Source organism: Gilvimarinus chinensis DSM 19667, assembly GCF_000377745.1.
Classification (GTDB): domain Bacteria; phylum Pseudomonadota; class Gammaproteobacteria; order Pseudomonadales; family Cellvibrionaceae; genus Gilvimarinus; species Gilvimarinus chinensis.
Genome location: NZ_KB898707.1, coordinates 331,571 through 351,924 on the forward strand (window position 1 = coordinate 331,571; position 20,354 = coordinate 351,924).

The window sequence follows — 20,354 nt, forward strand, 5'->3', positions numbered from 1 at the left end:
GTATTTGGCTTGGCTCCCTAGCGCGGTACAATACCCGCCCTGTTTATTCTGGCCAGGTTTCGCCCGGCCGACGCCGGAGAAGATATGCCCGTTCTGCCCGTCAATTTAGATCAACCCCTTTCTCAGGTTTTATTGCGTGACGCCCAGCGGCTGCGCCGTAAAGCGGACGATATTCGTGCGCGGGAGAAAAGCGGTAAACCGGTGGATCAAATGACCGAGCGCTGGCAAAACGAATGGCAAGGCTCTAAAGAGCGTGCCGAGGCTCGTGCAGCCCAGGTGCCAGGGGATATCGAATTTCCCGAAACTTTACCTGTTTGTGGCAAGCGCGATGACATTGCCGCGCTCATTCGCGATCATCAGGTGGTGGTATTGGCCGGTGAGACCGGCTCGGGTAAAACCACGCAGATTCCCAAAATCTGTCTTGAGCTCGGATTGGGCGTGCGCGGTATGATCGGCCATACTCAACCGCGCCGTATAGCCGCGCAAACCGTCGCTGCGCGTGTAGCTGAAGAGTTAAAAAGCCCTCTGGGTGAAACCGTGGGTTATCAGGTGCGTTTTACGGAGCAAGCCAATGACAATACCCTGATCAAAGTGATGACGGACGGTATTTTGTTGGCCGAAATTCAACAAGATCCGTTTTTGAATCGCTACGACACCATCATTATCGATGAAGCGCACGAACGCAGCCTGAATATCGATTTTTTGCTGGGGTATTTAAAACAGCTGTTGCCGAAGCGCCGCGACTTAAAGCTGATTATTACCTCCGCTACCATTGATGTAGAACGTTTCTCCAAACACTTTGACGATGCACCGGTCATTGAAGTATCGGGTCGCACTTACCCGGTAGAGGTGTGGTATCGCCCACCGGCCGACAGCGACAGAGAAGACGCGGACGCTTATCAGGCTATTATTGATGCGGTAGAAGAAATTGACCGTCACGAGCGAAAAACAGCGAAAGGGCGTGGTGGCGATATTCTGGTTTTTTTAAGCGGCGAGCGTGAGATTCGAGAAACCGCCAAACGTTTGCGACACGCCGATTTACGACACTACGAAGTGCTGCCGTTCTACGCGCGCCTGAGCCTTGCCGAGCAAACCCGGGTGTTCTCCGGGCATAAAGGGCGGCGAATAGTGCTGGCCACCAACGTGGCAGAAACCTCGATTACCGTGCCAGGCATTCGCTACGTGATTGATACCGGGGTGGCGCGTATCAGCCGTTACAGTGTGCGCACCAAAGTTCAGCGCCTGCCCATTGAACCTATCTCCCAGGCCAGCGCTAACCAGCGCAAAGGTCGTTGCGGTCGGGTCAGCGATGGTATCTGTGTGCGCCTGTACAGCGAAGAGGACTTTCTCAGTCGCCCAGAGTTTACCGATGCGGAAATCCTGCGCACCAACTTAGGTGCAGTAATTTTGCAAATGCTGCAACTGTGTATGGGAGACATTCATAAATTCCCGTTTGTGGATGCGCCGGATTCGCGCTTGATCAACGATGGTTTTAAATTGCTGCAAGAGTTGCATGCGGTTGATCAAAAGCAAAAGCTAACCAAAGACGGTCGCCGCCTGGCGCAGTTGTCGGTAGATCCTACACTGGGGCGCATGCTTCTTGCAGCGGATACCTTAGGCGCTTTGCAAGAGGTGCTAGTTATCGTCAGTGCGCTGTCGATTCAAGACCCTCGTGAGCGGCCAGCAGAAAAACAACAGGCGGCTGACCAAATGCATAGGCGCTTTTGGGATGATCATTCTGATTTTATTGCTTACGTTAATTTATGGAACTATTACGAGCAACAGCGCCAAGAGTTATCGCAGAACCAGTTGCGCAAACTGTGCAAAAAAGAATACTTGTCTTTTTTACGCATGAGAGAGTGGCGAGATATTCATCGCCAGCTAAAGTTAATCTGCAAAAAACTCAACCTTAGCTTTAACCGCGAACCCGCCGCTTACGCTCAGGTGCATCAGGCACTGGTAACAGGCTTGCTGGGTAATGTGGGCTTTCACAACGAGGGGCGCGAGTATTTAGGTGCGCGCAACCGTAAGTTTTCAATATTCCCTGGCTCGTCTCAGCAAAAGAAACGGCCCAAGTGGCTGGTGGCTGCGCAGCTGCTAGAAACCTCTCAGCTGTTCGCCATGGATGTGGGCAAGGTGGAGCCCGAGTGGCTGCTGGATGCTGCCAAGCATTTGGTCAAACGCAACCATTTTGAGCCCCACTACGATCCGCGCTCAGGGCAGGTAAAAGCCTTTGAAAAAGTCTCCCTGTATGGCCTGACCTTAGTTGAGCGACAGCGAGTCAATTACAGTCAAATTAATCCTGTTGAATGCCGCGAAGTTTTTATTCGGGCCGCTTTAGTGGAAGGGCGCTATGTTAAGCGCGGGCAAAAGCCGCCGCCGTTTTACCGCCACAACAAAGCGCTGGTGGACGAGCTGGAAGCGTTAGAGGCGAAATCCAGGCGGCGGGATATTCTTGCCGAAGACGAAACAATTTTTGAGTTTTACAACGAGCGGATTCCATCCGAGGTGATTAACCGCGCGGGTTTTGAAGCCTGGCGCAAAGAAGCCGAGCAAGCTCAGCCAGACCTGTTGCACATTCCTCGCGAGCGCTTAATGCAGCGAGCGGTAACGGATATTACTGAGGCCCAATTTCCCGACACCTTGGAATGGCAGGGTATTCAGTTTCCGTTGTCGTATCATTTCAGCCCCGGCAGCCAGGACGATGGCGTGAGCGTGAATGTACCGGTGAGCTTGTTGCACGAGCTTCCCGAACACCGCCTGGATTGGCTGGTGCCGGGCATGCTACGGGACAAGTGTATCGACTTGATCAAAGCCTTGCCCAAACCCATCCGCAAACATTTTGTACCAGTACCCGATGTGGTCGATAAAGCTCTGGCCTCTATGTCGCCCGAGAATGTGCCGCTTACGGAAGCATTGTCTCACCAGCTAAAGCGCCAGACCTTGGTGGAAGTAAAAGACTCGGATTGGGACATCAGCAAACTTGAGGATTTTTACCGTTTCAACATCAAAGTCGTGGATGATCGAGGTAAAACCATCGCCGCCAGCCGCGATTTAGCGGATTTACGTGACCGCTATCGGGAAAAGGTACAGAGCAATATCCGCGATGCTGCCGATGACATGACCCGTGAGGGGATTACCCGTTGGGATATAGCGCTGCCGGAAACGGTAGAGCTGAAGCGCAAAGGGTTGTCCATAAGAGCCTATCCGGCCCTGCTGGATAAAAAAGACTCGGCGACGCTGGAGGTGTTGGATGACCCTCGTCAGGCACACGATAAAACTCTTGCCGGTGTCGCACGGCTGATTTTGCTGGAGTGTCGTGACACCGTTAAATACCTTAATAAAGAGCTGATGAAAGGCAAGGAGCTTGGCCTTACGGTGGTACAAATCGGTAAGCGCGATGCTGCGGTAGACGATATTTGCATGGCGGCGGCTCGCCAGCTGGGGATGCCCGACGGCACCATTCCCCGCGATGATGATGCTTTCAACGCCGCTGTAGCCAAGGTAAAGCCCGAATTGGTGGAACGGGCGCAAGCACTGGAGGCCATTTTGGTGGCTTCTTTGGCAAAAGTGGTCAGTATTAAAAAGGCACTGAAACAGAGCAAGAATGCTCTGGCGGTGGCTTTGGCGGCGGGGGATATCAGCCATCAGCTGGACGGCTTGTTCTATCCAAAAATGGTTTTCAATACGCCATTTGAATGGTTCAGCGAATACCCGCGCTACTTGGAGGCGATAAACCTGCGCTTGGAAAAAGCCGCGTTAAATGTACAGAAAGACAGGCTGATGATGGCCGAGATCGAGCCCCATCAGGCTCGTTTAGAGGCTTATTTGACCAAGCACGGGGATTACTTATTACGCGAGAATGCAGAGCTTGAGCGCTACCGCTGGGGGATTGAAGAGTTGCGGGTGTCCTTGTTTGCGCAGACGCTGAAAACACGGTTTCCCGTGTCTGGTAAACGCTTAAATAAACTCTGGCAAGATGCGACTGGATAAAACGCAATCTACTCATCGGGCAGTGATCATTGCTTGATGAACAGTGCTTCTATGGATACCCCATATCGCTGACCAAAGGCTAACGCGAGTTCTTAAGTGACCGCCTTCACTCTCTTTTTAGGCTTTCAGGGTAAAATCAAGTCAATAAAGGTGATTGATTTGATTATCTGGGGAATAGTTGTAACAACTGTGATGCCAAATCCTCTATAGTTTAACCGCTTGTTTACCGAGCCGGTTCCACTTTTTACATAATCAAATGGAGATGGTGTTATGAGTAAATCTTTCAAATCCCCCCTGGCGGCAACCGTTGGTGCAGCTTTTATTGCCGGTGCTATGTCCGCCCCTGTGGCTTCGGCGGCAGAAAACCCCTTCGCGGCTGAGCCAATGCAAAGTGGCTATAAGCTGGCTGAGCATCACGCAGAGGGTAAATGCGGTGAAGGCAAATGTGGCGAGAAAAAAGCTGACGCAGAAGGCAGATGCGGTGAGAAAAAAGCCGAGGGCGAAGGTAAGTGCGGTGAAGGCAAGTGCGGCGGCGAGAAAGCCGATAAAGAAGGCAAATGCGGTGAAGGTAAGTGCGGCGGCGAGAAAGCCGATGCCAAAGCCGATAAAGAAGGCAAGTGCGGCGAGGGGACGTGCGGTCACTAATGACTGATCACCAATTTGCCGTATCCGGCGCAGGCCTGGGGCTGCGCCGGAGCTTACTCCAGCCTTTGGCTGAGGTAGAACCGGGCGCTATCGATTTTATGGAGGTAGCACCTGAAAACTGGATAAATGTCGGTGGGCGCTGGGGTAAGCAGTTTCGTCGCTATACCGAGCGTTATCCTTTTGCCTGTCACGGTCTATCCCTTTCCATCGGTTCTCGTGACCCATTGGATGTGGAACTGCTGCGGCGTGTTAAAAGCTTTATGCGGGAGCACGGCATTCGGGGTTATTCCGAACACCTGAGCTTCTGTAGCGATCAGGGCCACCTGTACGACTTACTTCCCATCCCCTTTACCGAAGCGTCGGTCCATTATGTCGCCGCGCGAGTGCGTCAGGCCCAGGATATTCTGGGGCAGCGCATCGCTTTGGAAAATGCCTCTTATTATTGTGCGCCGGGGCAACAGCTGAGTGAGAGCGAATTCATTAACGCGGTGGTTGATGAAGCCGATTGCAGTGTGTTGTTGGATATCAACAACATCATCGTTAACAGCATAAACCATGGTTATGATGCCGAAGCGTTTTTACGCAGCTTACCCCTGCACAAGGTGGCTTATGCCCATATCGCCGGGCACTACCACGAAGCTGAAGATTTGCGTGTTGACACCCATGGCGCCCCCGTAGAGGCGCCAGCCTGGAAACTGTTAGCGACTTTTTACAAGCTGGCAGGGCCGGTTCCAACATTGCTAGAGCGGGATTTTAATATGCCTCCGGTATCTGAGCTGGTGGCAGAAGTGGGACAAATTCGCCAGTTTCAGCAGAGTTGTGAAGAGTCTGCTGCAGCAACCAGAGCCTTTGCCAAGTGAGCGAGATACAGAAACGTTTTGCCGATCACTTGCGAGATCCCGCGGTGTGTGCGGCTCCTGAAGGTATCGAAGAACGGCGTCTTAACATATACCGCGGTCTGATATACAACAATATTGAGGGGTTTATTTCTGGGGGCTTTCCCGTGTTGCGGGAAATCTTAGCCGCTGAGCATTGGCATGAAATGGTGCGTGATTTTATTGTACGTCACCAAAGCCTCAGCCCTTATTTCCTGGAGATCAGCCAGGAGTTTTTGACATACCTGCAAAATGAGCGTGAGCCAGATCCGCGCGATCCACCCTTTATGCAGGAGTTAGCGCACTATGAATGGGTCGAGCTGGCTCTGGATGTGGCCGAGCAAGAGTTGCCATCGGCAGAGGCTTGCGATGATTTGCTCTCAGAGAGTATTCAGGTATCACCACTTTTATGGTGTCTGAGCTATCAGTATCCGGTTCACCGTTTGGGGCCTGAGTATCAACCTCAAATACCTCCCGCGCAGCCCACTTTCATTTTGGTTTATCGCAATCGCGCCGATCGCGTTGAATTTATGCTGAGTAACGCCGCGACAATCCACTTCATTAAGCTACTCCAGGGCGGCAGTGGAACAGCTCGTGAGTTGCTGCATCAGTGGGCTGCCGATATGGGAAATACCACTATGGCGGGGCTTACCGGTTTTGCCGAGAGCTTGCTGTTGGATTTACAGTCCAGAGATATTTTATGGGCAAAACGCTAGCTTTTTGCCCCAAATACTCAGTTTACTGCGCAAATCCTCTCACTCATGGCTATCCTTTACGGTGAGTGGAGCAGTTATCTATTTTTAAAAATAAGACTCTTTGTAACAATAATGAAATATTTGCCCTGCAATATGCGCGATCTTTGTCATAAATATGTCACTAAAATGTCACTATTTGGACATCATTTCGTCATTAAGAGGGCTGAGGAGCGAGTTATGCGGCAATGGTTTGGGGGGCTTGTGGCCCTGTCAGTACTGGCGCAACCGGCGGTTGCAGTAACGTTATACGGCAAGGCAAATGTGTCTTTGCAGCAGGCCGACGAGGCCGGTGATCGAGAAATAGAGCTGCAGAGCAACTCATCGCGCATAGGTTTGATGGGTGATAACGCCATCGCCGAAGACGTGCTGGTGATCTACCGGTTTGAATACGAAACCAGCATCGATGACGGTGATAAAGATGGCCAGACCTTGACCCAGCGGAATATTTACCTGGGTATTCAGACAAATTACGGAACCCTGATGGGGGGGGTGTACGACTCCCCCCTTAAAACTTCCGCCTCAAAGGTGGATTTGTTCAATGATATGGAAGGCGATATCCGCAATATTTTCGCCGGTGAGAACCGCAGTAAAAACGTGGTTCAGTATGTTAGCCCAAAATCCTGGGGGCCTATCACAGCGAAAGCAGCCTATGTGACGAAAGAGACGGACGGCATTGATGGCTGGTCTACTTCTCTGGCTTATAACCAAGACGGTTTGTATCTGGCAGCGGCCATGGATAGCAACATTGAAGAGAATATAACTGGGCAAAAAACTTGGCGTATGGTTGGTTCTTATACTCTGGGCGCAGTGATGCTGGGTGGTGCCTGGGAGAAATACGAACAGCAGGATAATGAAGGCAACGGCTATTTTGCCTCGGCGCAGTGGAATATTACCGATAAGTGGGTCTTCAAAACTCAGTATGGTGAGTCGGATATTAAGGTCGAAGGGCGAGAATCTTTCAGTATTGGTGGCGATTACAAGTTCGATAAGCGCACGCGTACTTTTGTGTACTACACCCGTAATCAAGATGACATCAGTCGCGACGATGATTACCTCGGGGTAGGTATGGAGCTGAAGTTTTGAGGTTGAGTAAATTCCGGGGCTTGGGGCTGATCGCGGTTTACGGTTTATTCGTATCTGCTTTTGCTATAGGCGGTGAATGCGAACCGGCTGTAGATATGATTGATTCTAACGATGCGGTAAACCGTATTGCTGACTGTGATTACCGTGATGAAGGCCTTAACGGATGGTTGGCAAACTTGGGCTCGGGTAAGGACGAGCCCAAGCCCAAGTCATCGGTTACCAAGCAGGAAAATGCGGCTATACCGACGTCAAGATCAACAGCAGAAGGGTTTGTACTGCGTACTCAGCCTGCCGCTGATGCTTTGAGCCTCTTGCAGCAACGGTTTGGGGTGATACAGCAGGCGGCAGAACGTTGCGCTCCAGGGGTGGCAGAGGTCAGTAGGCAAGCCTATCAAATGGATGAGCGCGGTAACACCACGCTTTTGCTGGAGTTTTACTGCCATTCGTAGCTGTGTGAGCTAGCCGATTGTTTAACCGATGTGAGTTCGGTAAAATATGAACAATCGTTCATCTGGCGGGATAGCCAGATCAATATTTCTTTAGGCCGCAGGATGACTTCTTTGAACTTCATATCTCGACATCTAATGTTAGCGGTTTTACTCTTCAGCCCGTTTTCTTTGGCATCTGATGCACAAGATCCCTGGGAAGAGTTTAATCGGGCCATGTTCGCCTTCAATGATGCGGCGGATACCTATGTGCTCAAACCTGTAGCTAAGGGCTATGTAAAGGTGACCCCTGGGCCGCTGCGTCAAGGTGTTAACAATGTTTTTAACAATATTCTTGAAGTGCGCAACGTCTTTAATGACCTCTTGCAGGCCAAATTTACTCAGGCGGGTAAAGACAGCGGCCGCTTCCTAATTAATACTACGTTAGGAGTGGCGGGTATTTTTGATGTAGCCAATCACATGGGCTTGCCACGCTCCGATGGTGAAGATTTTGGTCAGACCTTGGCGAAATGGGGCGTTGCGGATGGCCCTTACCTGGTGCTGCCAGTATTTGGGCCTCGTACCTTGCGTGATGCGGCGGCCACGCCTGTCGATTGGGTAACCGATCCAAAAACCTACATCGGTCACACGCAAACGAGCTATGAAATTAAAGTGTTTGACTTGATGGATACCCGTTCACGGCTGCTGAACTTGGAGCAAGACATAGGTGCGGATAAATATGTGCTGTTTCGGGATATATATTTACAGCGACGTGAATACTTGATCAATGACGGCAAAGTTGAAGACGACTTTGGTAGCGACCTGGATGACTTTGACGATTTTTAAGAGGGGTGAATAAAGGAATCCCTTTTCCTTTGTAGTCTGGTGACTATTCAGTCGATAATTTCTGTAATTTGAAAACCTGTTGCGTAATTAGCCTCCACCGCTTCAGCTCTTATTACTTTCACTTTGGCCTTCAGTTGTGGGCTATGTCCGTGTTCAGAGTTAATATTGACCTCCCATTCAGATCCCTCTTCCAAGGGGGAGTCTAAAATAACTTGCAGGCCGCCACCGCTCAGCTCTGTACAGGTTCCTACATGGGTTATTTCACCGCTAGTAAGTTGCGCCTGAAGAGGGGCGTTGATTTTCATGCGGATAAAATCACGTTTTTCATCGTAAGAGTGATCTGAAATTGCCATAGCGCAGCCCCGTTTTTATATGCTTAATGTTAAGAGTAGCAGCGAACAGACGCCAATTCCATAGGCTTGCACCAGCGCTTATAAGGGAGTACTGTTAAGCGCCATTACGGCAGCGGGTTCCCGCTGTTTGGTTCCACAGGTAAAGTAATGATCAATTCCAGCCGTACGCTGCTTTTAATCGATGATGATAAACCGGTAAGGCACAGCATTGCCGCGTTTCTCGAAGACAGCGGATACTGTGTTCTGGAGGCCAGTGATGGCGTCGCCGGATTAAAAATCTATGCTGATCAAGACGTTGATTTGGTGATCACGGATTTGCGTATGCCGTCGATGGATGGCCTGACTGTCTTAAAAAATCTTCATGATATCTCCCGGGATATTCCCGTTATTGTTATCTCTGGTGCCGGAGTGATGAGCGATGTCGTTTCTGCTTTACGTTTAGGGGCAAGCGATTATCTGATAAAGCCGATTGTAGACATGGAGGTGCTGGTTCACTCAGTGGAAAAGGCGTTGGAGCGGCGTGATTTGTTGGCGCAGAATAAAAAGTATCGACAAAAGCTTGAGAGTGCTAACAAAGGCTTACGTGAGAACCTGCGCGTTTTAGAGCGAGATCAAGTTGCAGGCAGGCAGGTGCAAAGACGTTTGTTACCTAAACCACAAGTAACGCCAGAAGGTTATTCGATAGCTCACCATATAGCGCCATCGCTGTATTTAAGTGGCGATTTTGTTGATTATGCGCATGTCGGGCGTCGATATCTGGCTTTCTATTTGGCGGATGTTTCCGGTCACGGAGCTTCTTCTGCTTTTGTGACTATCTGGTTGAAACATTTGGTCAGTCGAATGGTGCGAGAAGAGGGGTTGTTTAGTACCGAAGAGTCCTTTGAGGCTGGTGCCAGTGCTATGCTGGCGGACATAAATCGAGAAATTAATGAAACCAGCCTGAATCATCATTTAACATTTTTTGTAGGTGTCATTGATACCTATACTGGGCAAATGCGCTACGTGGTGGCGGGACATCTGCCTATGCCAATATTGGTTATAAATGGCAAAGCAGAGTTTTTGCAAGGAAGCGGCAAGCCTGTTGGAATTTTTAAAGATGTAAGCTGGCAGGTGCATCAGCGTCAACTGCCCGAGCAATTTTCACTGGTGTGCTTCTCTGATGGTGTACTGGAAATTCTAAAAGCGGAAACTTTACAAGAAAAAGAGGCTGATTTGCTGGCATTAATGGCGCAAAAGGCGCAGAATTTAGATTCTGTCTGTGACGCTTTAGCGATTCAAGATGTAAGCGATACCCCCGATGATATCGCTATTTTGACCATTACCCGAGGTTATTAAACATGCGACCTGGCCAGATTCTGGTTGCCGATCACGATGGTGTCTTTGTGATTAAAATGTTGGGTGATGTGCGCCTGACATTATGCATCTCTTTCGATAATTTTATTGATGATATGTTTGCTCGCAGTGACTTTGCGGGTGTGCTGTTTGACTTATCCGAAGCTGAAGCTATTGATAGTACCACGCTAGGGTTAATGGCTAAGATATCAATATTAGGAGGCGAGCGAGTCAATTCACGTCCGGTTATCTATTCGACTAACCCCAGTATTAATCGTATTTTAGAAACCATGGGTTTTGCAGACATATTCACCATTGTCGATGAATTGCAAAGGCCAGTGCCCGCTGCTCAGCCGCTGAGTGCGACAGAAAATAACGATGAAGAAACGGTCAAAGCAAAAGTTATTGAGGCCCACCGGATTCTTATGGGGTTGAACCAGGAGAATCAAAAAACCTTCACCAATTTGATCAATATGTTAGAAGGGGATCAGTAATACGGTGAATAAGCCCAATTGGGCTTACACGGTGGGGTTCTCACGAGCTTGGTTTCGGGCAACCAAGAAATCTGTATGTGATAAATAAATTAACTCAGCCACTCGGCGAATTAAGCTCTCTTCGTATTTATCCAAGTCGCCATCGGCATAGGCAATTTGCCACATGGACTTAACCAGCACAAATTTTTCCTCGTGCGAAAAATGGTCATTCACCAGCTGGGTAAATTGAAATAACGAGGTCGCGTCTTGCTGCCGTTGCTCGGCACGATTTTGCAGCTCGTTCACTTCCGCATCCGAAAGTTGGTAAACCTCGGCAAGAATTTTTTTAAACGCGGCCAGCTCTGCTTCATCAAACACCCGGTCTGTGGCCGCCACTTCCATTAGTAGAGCTGCAGCGGTCATTTGCCTTTCGGTGTCGCTAAAGGTGTCCGAGTCGCCGTCTGCCTTAGACAGACGGCTCTCAAAAAAGCGGGCGATGCGATTAAGCACTGGCCAACTCTTTCAGCAGGTCTTCAAGCTTAACCTGGTCAACAGCGAAATTGCGGATACCTTCAGAAAGTTTCTCGGTGGCCATGGCATCGTCATTCATGCCAAAGCGGAACGAGCTCTCGGTATCGATCAGCTTGTCGATGCTCTCACCGGTGTTGCTGGGTGACAATACGCGCTCAAGTGAACCGGTATCTTCGTCCAGCTCTTTCAGCAGTTGTGGGCTGATGGTTAAACGGTCGCAGCCTGCCAGCGCTTCAATCTCGCCGGTGTTGCGGAAGCTTGCACCCATTACCACGGTTTCGTAGTTGTGTTGCTTGTAGTAGTTGTAGATGTGGCGCACAGATTTTACGCCCGGATCGGTTTCAGAGGTGTAGTCTTCACCGGTGGCTTTTTTGTACCAGTCCAGAATACGGCCTACGAAAGGCGAAATCAGGAATACCCCGGCGTCAGCACAGGCAGCGGCTTGGTTGAAGCCAAACAGCAGGGTCAGGTTACAGTTGATGCCTTCTTTTTCCAGCTGCTCTGCAGCGCGAATGCCTTCCCAGGTAGAGGCCAGCTTGATCAATACGCGAGACTTGTCGATGCCATTTTGCTGGTACAAGTCAATCAGGTGATGCGCCTTTTCGATGCTGGCTTTGGTGTCGAAGCTCAGGCGTGCGTCTACTTCGGTAGAGATACGGCCAGGAACCAGTTTCAGGATTTCACAGCCGATGGCAACGGCCAGGTGATCGCAGGCGTATTTCAGTTGTTCGTCAGAGCTACCGCCCTCTTTGGCCGCTGCAGCAATGCAGGCGTCCAGCAGTGACTTATAGCCAGGCAGTTGAGCGGCTTTCAGCAACAGTGACGGGTTGGTCGTGGCGTCTTGTGGTTTGTACAGCTTGATCGCTTCGATGTCACCGGTATCCGCTACCACATCGGTCATTTGCTTGAGTTGTTCGAGTTTGGTACTCACAATTTGGCTCCTAAATAGTGTATTAAAGTACTACTAGCGTGCGGCCGTTCCGGTTGCTCTCTGAATGGAGCATGTTTTTTGCGCCCGGCAGTTAGGGCCTGATGCCAGACCCTGCTGGGGTGCCGTATGGCCTTTGCGTTGCTCGCTAGATGGCCCCGCTGCTACCCCAAAACCTCAGAGGCGGTATTGTAAACGCTATTGGGAGTGGGGCAAAGCGTGGTTTTCACCTTCCACCGCCGCTAAGGCACGTGATACCACTTCTATACCCGCGCCTTTTTTGTGGGCATTTTCGCTGATAATTCGACGGAATTGTCTGGCTCCTGGCAACCCCTGATAGAGCCCGAGAATATGGCGGGTCATTTGATTGAGTCGGGTACCATGCTCCAGCTCTGTTTGCATGTAGCGTATAAATGCCTGCATAACCTCCAGGCGACTTGGTATGGGGCTGTCTTTACCGTAAATCAGTGAATCTACCCCGGCAAGCAGGTAGGGGTTGGCATACACTTCCCGGCCAAGCATTACGCCATCGACTTGCTGGAGCAGTGTTTGGCTTTGCTCTAAATGGGTGATGCCGCCATTTACGATAATTTCTAAGTCAGGGCGCTCGTGTTTTATACGTGCTACCAGTTCGTAGTTTAATGGGGGAATGTCTCGATTTTGCTTTGGGCTAAGGCCTTGCAACCAAGCCTTGCGGGCATGGACTATAAAGGTTTTACAGCCACTTTGGGCTACGATGTCAATAAAATTTAGCAGCCCATCGTAGTCCTCCATGTCGTCAATACCGATACGGTGCTTAATGGTAACAGGGATCTTGACGCGCTCAATCATGGCGCTCATGCAGTCACGAACCAGTGTCGGCTCTGCCATAAGGCAGGCACCTATACGCCCATTCTGCACTCTATCCGACGGGCAGCCACAATTGAGGTTCACTTCATTGTAACCCCAGGTTTGTGCCAGATCGGCGCAGGTGGCGAGGGCGTTTGGATCGGAGCCTCCTAGCTGCAATGCCAAGGGTTGCTCCGCACGGTGGAAGCGTAAAAAGCGTTCTTGATCGCCGTGAATCAGGGCTCCAGTGGTAACCATTTCGCTGTAGAGCACCGCCTGTTGACTGAGTAAGCGCCAAAAATACCTACAATGGCGATCGCTCCAATCCATCATCGGGGCGCAGGTGAAGCGTCGGTCGATCGAGTGGGGAGAGTTTACGTCCTGCAAAGGGGCAGCTGACCTCTTGATCTGAAAAGTTGTTTATTTTAGCGCTAATCGGCGTCTAAGGACAAAGCCAAGACTTATGACTTTGGTCTCAATTGAGCTCGGGTTGCGGCTTAAATGCACAATTGCGGCGTGTATAATAGCGCCCAACAACACCATCGATGGATAGGAGATGCTATGAAAACCCTTTATACCAGCGCCGCAATCACTGTTTTATTGGCCAGTGCGGGTAGTGCTATGGCGCAGGATGACATTGAAGAGGTGAAAACCTGGGAAGTTGCCGCCGAACTTGGGGCCATCAGCACCAGCGGGAATACAGAAACCACCTCTGTCAATGGTCGCATTGACGCTACTCAAAACCTGGATAACTGGAAAAACGAGTTTGTTGCGTCGGTTTTATACAAAGAAGACCAAATTGAAAAAGAGTCGGGCGATAAAGTCACTGAAACTACGGCCGAGAAATACTTTGGTTCAGCAAAGTCTTCTTACCTTTTTGACGATGAGTTCAGCAGTTTATTTGGTTTTGTATCCCATACCCACGACGAGTTTGGTTCGTACCGTGATTACACCGTAGCATCGGTGGGTTATGGTGCTCGGTTTATCAACAATGAGACTCTGACCCTGGATGGCGAAATCGGCCCCGGTTATTTTTGGGGTGACAAGGTCGAGGACGAAGCAAATGACATTATTGTCAGCGAAGAAGGCTTTATGGTGCGTGTTGGTGGAGAGCTGAATTGGAAAATTACCGAAAACGCCACCTTTAACCAAAAATTGGCTGCTGAAGCGGCCGATGCCAACACTCGGTATTTGAGCGACACCTCTTTGAGCACCAAAATCAGTGACAGAATGCAAATGAAGGTGGGTTATACCGTCAATCACGATACTGATGTTGCCGAAGATAAAGAAGGCACGGACACCACAACTTACATAAACCTGGTCTACAATTTTTAACGTCTAGGTTTAGCTATCCGGGTTGTACCGCACAAACCTCCAGCGCCCGTCTGTAAGCCGGGCGCTGGATGCACAGTGCCTGCCAGCGATTTACGGCGGTAAAGAGGTGAAGCTCGAGAAGATCGTCCGCCTCATAGAACCTGCTTAGGCAGTCCACCCAGGGCACGATTGCCATATCAACTATGCTGTAACTCTCGCCCAGCATATAATCGTGGCGGCTTAAATGCTTGTCCAACACGGCCAGTAGGCGGCGGGTTTCTTGACGGTAGCGTTCCAGCGGGTAAGGGTGATCGCATTGATCCTTGGCGTACTTATAAAAGTGGCCAAATTGTCCAAACATCGGGCCGATATGCCCTGCTTGAAAAAACAGCCACTGGTCGCAGGCGCTTTTACCCGCTTTATCCAGCGGCGTATAGTCGCCGGTTTTTTCGCTCAGATATTTCAATATCGCACAGGATTCCATCAAATTGATGGAATGGTGGTCCGGGCCATTGGGGTCAATAAGCGCGGGAATTTTGCTGTTTGGGTTGATGACTTTAAACGCCTCTTCGTGCTGTTCGCCCTCTAAGATGTTAATTACATGGGGCTCGTAAGGCAGGTGCATTTCTTCCAGCGCTAAGGCGACTTTTATGCCGTTAGGGGTGTTCATGGAGTACAGCTGGATACGTTCAGGAAATTGCGCCGGCCAGCGCTCTTTAACGAGGTGTAACTGCATGGCATCCTCCGCAGAAGAAGGTAGATACAAATGACTCTAACACATTGCGACAGCAGCGGCGCTGCCAGTATGGTGGATATTGCCGATAAGCCAGTCACAACCCGCGAAGCCCGGGCTGCAGCCCGGGTTACAATGTCGGCCTCAACCCTGCAAGCGATCGAAGAGAACGGGTTAAAGAAAGGGGATGTACTGGCCACGGCGCGTATTGCCGGAATCCAGGCCGCGAAAAAATGCAGTGATCTTATTCCTCTTTGTCATCCTCTGGCGCTATCAAAGGTCGCGGTGGAGTTTGCGCTGGATAAAAACGCCAATGCGGTCAATATTGAGGCTTACTGCAAATTGGCAGGGCGCACGGGCGTGGAAATGGAAGCGCTAACCGCCGCCAGTGTTGCCGCATTAACCGTTATTGATATGTGCAAAGCGCTGGATATGGGAATGGTGATTGATGGCGTATGCCTGTTGGAGAAGTCCGGCGGTCGACGTGGCCACTATGTGCGGGAGAATACATGATTCGGGTGTTATTTTTTGCCCAGTTGCGCGAATCTTTAGGGTGCGATGAGCTAAACCTGGACTATCCGGCTGCCGGATCCTTTACGGTAGAGAACTTAATGAAGCAGTTACAGGGTCGCGGTGAGCTATGGCGCTCAGCATTCGTCGAGACTAAGGTGCTGGTGGCGATTAATCAGCAAATGGTGAAGCCACAGTCCGTCATTTCCGATGGTGATGAGGTTGCTTTCTTTCCACCGGTAACCGGGGGCTGAGAAGATGCAGTGTGTTCGGGTTCAGCAGGAAGATTTTAACGTGGCAGACGAGTACCACGCGTTACTGGACGCCGCTCCTACAGCCGGTGGTGTTGTGCAGTTCATTGGCTGTGTCCGGCCGGATTACAGTGAGGACCCAGTGCAGGCCTTAGAGCTTGAGCACTACCCGGCCATGACGCAAAACGCACTTGAGAGCTTAGTCGCCACTGCCTGTGCTCGTTGGCCATTACTGGCGGCTCGTGTAATACATCGCGTGGGGAAAATCAGTGTCGGTGAGCAAATTGTGTGGGTTGCCGTGGCAGCAGCGCATCGCGATGAGGCGTTTCAAGGTGCCCGGTTTTTGATCGACAAATTAAAAACAACGGCGCCTTTTTGGAAAAAAGAGTTTCGCCAAAGTGGCTCCGTTGCCTGGGTAAATGCAAAAGCCACTGACGATCAGGCTGCCAGTGGCTGGGATTAGGTACTTTTCAGGCGCTCCCTGCTAAAGCGCTTACTCCTTAGTTGCTTACCTTCGCCCATAACGTTAGGTGGCGCGACTACTCTAACGCTTCATCAATGGAGTCGGCGGCATCTTTGCTGGTTTTTTTGGTTTTTTCCCAGCCGTCCTTACTCATCTCTTTGACTTTTTCGGCGCCGTCAGCGGTGGCATCTTTCGTATCTTCCCAGGCTTCACCTGCCGCGTCGGCAGTATCTTCGGCTAAATCATCGGCCTTTTCGCCCAGCTCGCGGGCCTTGTCAGCGGCGGCACTGGCGGCTGCCTTGGCTGTCTGCTTGGCGCTTTCATAGGTTTGTTTGGCTGACTGCTCCAATTCAGAGTCAGGTTCGCCTTCAGGGCTGCACGCACTGAGGCAAAACAGCATTGCTACGCTGGCAAAGATAATAAGGTTTTTCATGCAATGTCCTCTTCAGTAAAACCGCTTGTTGTTATCAGTCTCTGTCCCGAACCACCAGAGGGTGATTCTAGTGTATGCCATTCTGTTACCAGGCGCTGCGATTTATTGAGGCGAGGTGCGGTAAAGGGGTAACTTGGTTACAATACCCGCCATTACCTCAGTGTCTCCCCCAAACAGGTTTTATAATGTCTTTTGAGCAATTTGAAAGTTGGTCGCTGGTGCTTGGTATCGGCGGGTTAATTGCGTTTATGGTATTTATTGTCTGGGATTTGGCAAAAAAGTCTAAAGCGGGGCGGTTCGGCACTTTTATTTTGTTCTTAGCCCTAGGCTTGGGGCTGCTGGGTTTTGTAATCAAGACCGTTCTGGTTGAAGTGATGATGAAATAGCCGTTGAGGCGCCACTATGATAGACCTGTTTATCGCTACCTCTAAAGTACAAAAAGACCGCCAGGTAATGCATGATACCGATGCGCGAGTCGCCAAATACAGTCGCCGCGGCCTGGTGCTTAATTTTATCGTTTTTGCTTTGAGTTTGGCATTTGGCGACTTCTTTTATCGAGAAACTAATCTGGCCGTGGTGCTGGTAACCGGCCTTCTGTTAGTGACGTTATTGCGAAGTTATTACTTATTTCGCTTCGAAGCGTTGTACGCCCGCGCTCCGAAGCGGTGGCGAACCCAGTATTTTCTGGCTTCCTTTTTCGGTGCGATTTGGTGGAGTGTTATTCTCGTCAGCCTCACCTGGGTGCTGGGAATGCGCGAAGAAACCTTGATTATGTGGCTGTATACCGTGGTGTTCTATTCGTCGGTTGCCAACGTTTTTGCGCCCTACATTCGTTTTCTGAAAATTTATTTGTTTATCGGCATGATACCCGCTGCGGTAACCGCCATGCTTTTAGCTACGGTAGAAGGTTACTTGTACGCCGCGATCATGGTGTTGTTTTATATGATGCTGGTCCATCAGGCACGGGTTACCGGTGCCGGTTATTGGGATCGTTTGGAGGCAAACCATGTTCTCCATGAGCGTGCCCGTGGACTGGAGCACGAGCAGAAAAACTCGCGCGCGGCCATTGAGCTTAAAAATGAATTTCTGATCAATCTAGGTCATGAGTTTCGCGCTTCGTTGAATGATATTTTGGGTACGCTCTCGTTGGTTGACGAGGCGGATTTGTCCGATCGCCAGCGTGATTTACTTAAAATGGCTTCTAAAGCCGGTGAGCGCCAATTGGACTTGGTCAATAACGTGGTGGATTTTTCCAAGATCACAACCAAGTCGCTTGAGTTAGACGAATCGGTTTTTGATTTGCGTCGTTTGGTGGCAAAGCTGGTGCGTGACTTTTCGTCCGAGGCTCACCAACAAGGGGTAGAGTTGAATTATTTGCTCGATGCTGATTTGCCTGCCAGGGTGAAGGGAGATGCGGCTCGTCTTCGCCAAGTTACGGCGACCTTGCTAGGGCACGCGATCAAATTTTCTGTGACAGGCAATGTGTTTGTCGAGGTAACTTACGGAGACCATCAGAGCAACGACGGTGAGCTGCAAATTGTGATTGCAGACAGTCATTACCATCGAACAGATGAAGCCAAGGCAGAAATGGATGAAACCCGGTTGTCGGAAGCTGAACAAACCGGTCGGGTGGGTATTGGTCTGTCGATCAGTAAAGGCTTGGCGGAGTGTATGGGGGGCAGTGTGCATTTGCTGAAATCACCCTCCGGTGGCAACCGTTTGGTTATCAATGTGCAGCTGCAAACCATCAGTCACCATGGCAAGCCATTGGGTGCTGATCAGAAACTGCGAGGCAAACGATTACTTTTGGTCGATTTACCCGATCGTGTGGCTCTGAGCCTGGTGGACGAGTTAGGTAACTGGGGCGTTCTTGGGCAGACCGTGTATGGTTATGAACAAGCGGTAAGCCGACTAAAAAGCTGTAATGAAGAAGGCGAGCCCATTGATTTGGTGCTGATTTACAACCGCCTGAATAGCTTTAACGCGTTGGCGCTTTCGAAAGAGTTGGCCACCGAAGAATCCACTGCTGAGTTGCGCCAGGTTATTGCCATGAGTGTGCTTCAGCGCGATACCGAAGAAGTGCAAGAGCATTTGGCCAAATACACTCAGGTCAGCTGCCTGGAAAAGCCCATCATGTATAGGCAGTTGTACGAAGCTCTGTGTCAGCGGTTGATGTGTGGCAGTTGCGAGGTTGAGCCCGTGCCATCACCGTCTGAACCGGTAGTTCCCGTGAGTGATGGGCCTGGGGTGGCAAGAGTGCTGGTCGTGGAGGACCATCGAGTTAATCAGATGGTGGCCTCGGGGATGCTTAAAAAACTGGGTTGCTACGTACAGCTGGTAAATTCTGGCCCTGAGGCGGTCGCAATTTTAGAAAAAGAGCGCTTTGATTTGGTGCTGCTTGATAGCGAGTTACCAGAAGACTCAGGCGTGCGGGCCGTGCAAAATATTCGCGAACATGAAAAGGCGACCAACAGCCGGCGAAGGGTGCCAGTGATTGCCATGATTCCTCCCTTGACCGAGGGACAGCTTAGCGAATTATTTACCGCAGGTTTTGATGATCAACTGGCTAAACCCTTGCGCTACGAAGCACTTGAAGGTCGTTTGCAACGATGGTTGGATTTAGCAGAGAGCGGCGAAAAAGAATAAGACATGCTCGGGTGAGTTTAAAAGAGGTTGGTAAGGGCACCGCATAAGCTGACTTACGGCGGTGCTTTAGTTCTTTCTTTTACGGCTTAAATTCGGACCAAATCGGGCAGTGATCGGAAGGCTTTTCCATGCCTCGTAACTCATAATCGATACCAGCATCCACGCACTTAGGGGCGAGAGCCCGGCTTGCCAGGATTAAATCGATACGCAGGCCGCGTTTTGGGTCGCGCTCAAAGCCGCGCGAGCGATAATCAAACCAGCTAAACGTGTCGTCTTTGCTGGGGTGAATGGCTCGATAGGTATCTTCCAGCCCCCAGCTTAATAGCGTGTTTAGCCATTCCCGCTCTTCCGGTAAGAAGCTGCACTTGCCTGTGCGTAGCCAGCGCTTACGATTATCTTCGCCAATGCCAATGTCGATGTCCTGATGAGAAATATTCATATCCCCCATCATTATCAGTGGTTTATCGGCGTTGTGATCTTTTTCCAGCAGCTGGTTTAAGTCGGCGTAGTACTTTTGTTTGGCGGGAAACTTCAGTGGGTGGTCGCGGCTTTCTCCCTGAGGGAAATAGCCGTTGTACACGTAAACTTCGCCAAATTCTGGGACATCAAACAAGCCACCAATAAAGCGCTTTTGTGACTCTTCTGTGTCTGTGCTAAAGCCTTTGATGGTGTCGATAAACGGGTGCTTTGACATCAGAGCTACGCCGTAATGGGTTTTCTGTCCGTGAAAAGCCAAATGATAACCCATGGCTTCTACGTCGGCTACCGGAAACTGGTCATCGGCTACCTTCGTTTCTTGCAGGCCGATAAAGTCCGGCTGATATTTGTCAATGATGGCCTGCAGCTGATGCAGTCTTGAACGGATACTATTGATGTTAAACGAGATGACTTTCATGAGATGTTTTTACGCTGGGTGAAATAAAACGGCGGCCAAAGC

22 protein-coding genes are annotated in these 20,354 nt (G+C 50.4%); 15 read left to right on the forward strand and 7 right to left on the reverse strand.

Going from position 1 to position 20,354, the window contains the following annotated elements; translation table 11 throughout:
• The first annotated feature begins 84 nt into the window (after nt 1–84).
• The 7 genes from hrpA (at nt 85) to D568_RS0107425 (ending at nt 8,622) form a co-directional block, all read left to right on the forward strand.
• Nucleotides 85–3,993 carry an ATP-dependent RNA helicase HrpA gene (gene hrpA / locus D568_RS0107395; protein ID WP_020208952.1) on the forward strand — a complete coding sequence of 1,303 codons (3,909 nt, stop codon included), beginning with the start codon at nt 85–87 and terminating at the stop codon, nt 3,991–3,993.
• A gap of 270 nt (nt 3,994–4,263) precedes the next feature.
• Nucleotides 4,264–4,638: an HvfA family oxazolone/thioamide-modified RiPP metallophore gene (locus D568_RS0107400; RefSeq protein ID WP_020208953.1), complete on the forward strand. Its 375-nt coding sequence runs from the start codon at nt 4,264–4,266 to the stop codon at nt 4,636–4,638.
• Nucleotides 4,638–5,498 carry an HvfB family MNIO-type RiPP peptide maturase gene (locus D568_RS19620; protein ID WP_020208954.1) on the forward strand — a complete coding sequence of 287 codons (861 nt, stop codon included), beginning with the start codon at nt 4,638–4,640 and terminating at the stop codon, nt 5,496–5,498. Before D568_RS0107400 ends, D568_RS19620 begins: the two co-directional genes overlap by 1 nt.
• Nucleotides 5,495–6,229, forward strand: coding sequence for an HvfC family RiPP maturation protein (locus D568_RS0107410; protein WP_020208955.1), 735 nt, complete (start codon nt 5,495–5,497; stop codon nt 6,227–6,229). The genes D568_RS19620 and D568_RS0107410 overlap by 4 nt, the downstream gene beginning before the upstream one ends.
• 216 nt (nt 6,230–6,445) lie before the next feature.
• Complete coding sequence (locus D568_RS0107415) at nt 6,446–7,351, forward strand: porin (protein ID WP_020208956.1); 906 nt, start codon at nt 6,446–6,448, stop codon at nt 7,349–7,351.
• A 95-nt stretch (nt 7,352–7,446) separates the two neighbouring features.
• Complete coding sequence (locus D568_RS0107420) at nt 7,447–7,800, forward strand: hypothetical protein (RefSeq protein WP_157497740.1); 354 nt, start codon at nt 7,447–7,449, stop codon at nt 7,798–7,800.
• Between the two features lie 102 nt (nt 7,801–7,902).
• Nucleotides 7,903–8,622: an MlaA family lipoprotein gene (locus tag D568_RS0107425; protein WP_157497742.1), complete on the forward strand. Its 720-nt coding sequence runs from the start codon at nt 7,903–7,905 to the stop codon at nt 8,620–8,622.
• Between the two features lie 47 nt (nt 8,623–8,669).
• On the opposite strand, the gene D568_RS0107430 is transcribed toward D568_RS0107425, so the two are convergent.
• Nucleotides 8,670–8,975 (reverse strand): PilZ domain-containing protein, encoded by a 306-nt coding sequence (locus D568_RS0107430; RefSeq protein ID WP_020208959.1) that lies wholly within the window; start codon nt 8,973–8,975, stop codon nt 8,670–8,672.
• 147 nt (nt 8,976–9,122) lie between these two features.
• Here D568_RS0107430 and D568_RS0107435 point away from each other — a divergent pair, with 147 nt between their 5' ends.
• Together D568_RS0107435 and D568_RS0107440 are read left to right on the forward strand one after the other, a co-directional pair.
• The gene (locus tag D568_RS0107435; RefSeq protein ID WP_020208960.1) at nt 9,123–10,310 is read left to right on the forward strand and encodes a SpoIIE family protein phosphatase; all 1,188 of its coding nucleotides are present in this window, start codon (nt 9,123–9,125) and stop codon (nt 10,308–10,310) included.
• A 2-nt stretch (nt 10,311–10,312) separates the two neighbouring features.
• Nucleotides 10,313–10,801, forward strand: coding sequence for an STAS domain-containing protein (locus D568_RS0107440; protein ID WP_020208961.1), 489 nt, complete (start codon nt 10,313–10,315; stop codon nt 10,799–10,801).
• A 24-nt stretch (nt 10,802–10,825) separates the two neighbouring features.
• Here D568_RS0107440 and D568_RS0107445 read toward each other — a convergent pair whose 3' ends face one another.
• The 3 genes from D568_RS0107445 to dusA form a co-directional block, all read right to left on the reverse strand.
• Nucleotides 10,826–11,290, reverse strand: coding sequence for a tellurite resistance TerB family protein (locus tag D568_RS0107445; RefSeq protein ID WP_020208962.1), 465 nt, complete (start codon nt 11,288–11,290; stop codon nt 10,826–10,828).
• On the reverse strand, nt 11,283–12,242 hold the full coding sequence (gene tal, locus D568_RS0107450; protein ID WP_020208963.1) for a transaldolase: 960 nt from the start codon (nt 12,240–12,242) through the stop codon (nt 11,283–11,285). The genes D568_RS0107445 and tal overlap by 8 nt, the downstream gene beginning before the upstream one ends.
• Nucleotides 12,243–12,437: 195 nt before the next feature.
• Nucleotides 12,438–13,454 carry a tRNA dihydrouridine(20/20a) synthase DusA gene (gene dusA / locus D568_RS0107455; protein ID WP_026286905.1) on the reverse strand — a complete coding sequence of 339 codons (1,017 nt, stop codon included), beginning with the start codon at nt 13,452–13,454 and terminating at the stop codon, nt 12,438–12,440.
• Between the two features lie 174 nt (nt 13,455–13,628).
• Here dusA and D568_RS0107460 point away from each other — a divergent pair, with 174 nt between their 5' ends.
• The gene (locus D568_RS0107460; RefSeq protein WP_020208965.1) at nt 13,629–14,402 is read left to right on the forward strand and encodes a DUF481 domain-containing protein; all 774 of its coding nucleotides are present in this window, start codon (nt 13,629–13,631) and stop codon (nt 14,400–14,402) included.
• Between the two features lie 13 nt (nt 14,403–14,415).
• On the opposite strand, the gene D568_RS0107465 is transcribed toward D568_RS0107460, so the two are convergent.
• Nucleotides 14,416–15,117: a glutathione S-transferase N-terminal domain-containing protein gene (locus D568_RS0107465; protein WP_020208966.1), complete on the reverse strand. Its 702-nt coding sequence runs from the start codon at nt 15,115–15,117 to the stop codon at nt 14,416–14,418.
• A 30-nt stretch (nt 15,118–15,147) separates the two neighbouring features.
• Here D568_RS0107465 and moaC point away from each other — a divergent pair, with 30 nt between their 5' ends.
• Genes moaC through D568_RS0107480 form a run of 3 tightly spaced genes read left to right on the forward strand, consistent with a single transcriptional unit; the run spans nt 15,148 to nt 16,338 of the window.
• The gene (gene moaC / locus D568_RS0107470; protein WP_020208967.1) at nt 15,148–15,627 is read left to right on the forward strand and encodes a cyclic pyranopterin monophosphate synthase MoaC; all 480 of its coding nucleotides are present in this window, start codon (nt 15,148–15,150) and stop codon (nt 15,625–15,627) included.
• On the forward strand, nt 15,624–15,878 hold the full coding sequence (gene moaD, locus D568_RS0107475) for a molybdopterin converting factor subunit 1 (RefSeq protein WP_020208968.1): 255 nt from the start codon (nt 15,624–15,626) through the stop codon (nt 15,876–15,878). Before moaC ends, moaD begins: the two co-directional genes overlap by 4 nt.
• A gap of 4 nt (nt 15,879–15,882) precedes the next feature.
• Nucleotides 15,883–16,338, forward strand: coding sequence for a molybdenum cofactor biosynthesis protein MoaE (locus D568_RS0107480; RefSeq protein WP_020208969.1), 456 nt, complete (start codon nt 15,883–15,885; stop codon nt 16,336–16,338).
• A gap of 76 nt (nt 16,339–16,414) precedes the next feature.
• Here the strand turns inward: D568_RS0107480 and D568_RS19625 are convergent, their stop codons facing one another.
• Nucleotides 16,415–16,771 carry a hypothetical protein gene (locus D568_RS19625; protein ID WP_020208970.1) on the reverse strand — a complete coding sequence of 119 codons (357 nt, stop codon included), beginning with the start codon at nt 16,769–16,771 and terminating at the stop codon, nt 16,415–16,417.
• Nucleotides 16,772–16,956: 185 nt separating this feature from the next.
• Here D568_RS19625 and D568_RS0107490 point away from each other — a divergent pair, with 185 nt between their 5' ends.
• Together D568_RS0107490 and D568_RS0107495 are read left to right on the forward strand one after the other, a co-directional pair.
• Nucleotides 16,957–17,157, forward strand: a complete 201-nt coding sequence (locus D568_RS0107490) for a DUF2788 domain-containing protein (RefSeq protein WP_020208971.1) — start codon at nt 16,957–16,959, stop codon at nt 17,155–17,157.
• A gap of 16 nt (nt 17,158–17,173) precedes the next feature.
• Nucleotides 17,174–19,417, forward strand: coding sequence for a response regulator (locus D568_RS0107495; RefSeq protein WP_020208972.1), 2,244 nt, complete (start codon nt 17,174–17,176; stop codon nt 19,415–19,417).
• Between the two features lie 79 nt (nt 19,418–19,496).
• On the opposite strand, the gene xthA is transcribed toward D568_RS0107495, so the two are convergent.
• Nucleotides 19,497–20,312 (reverse strand): exodeoxyribonuclease III, encoded by an 816-nt coding sequence (gene xthA, locus D568_RS0107500; protein ID WP_020208973.1) that lies wholly within the window; start codon nt 20,310–20,312, stop codon nt 19,497–19,499.
• Nucleotides 20,313–20,354 lie beyond the last annotated feature (42 nt).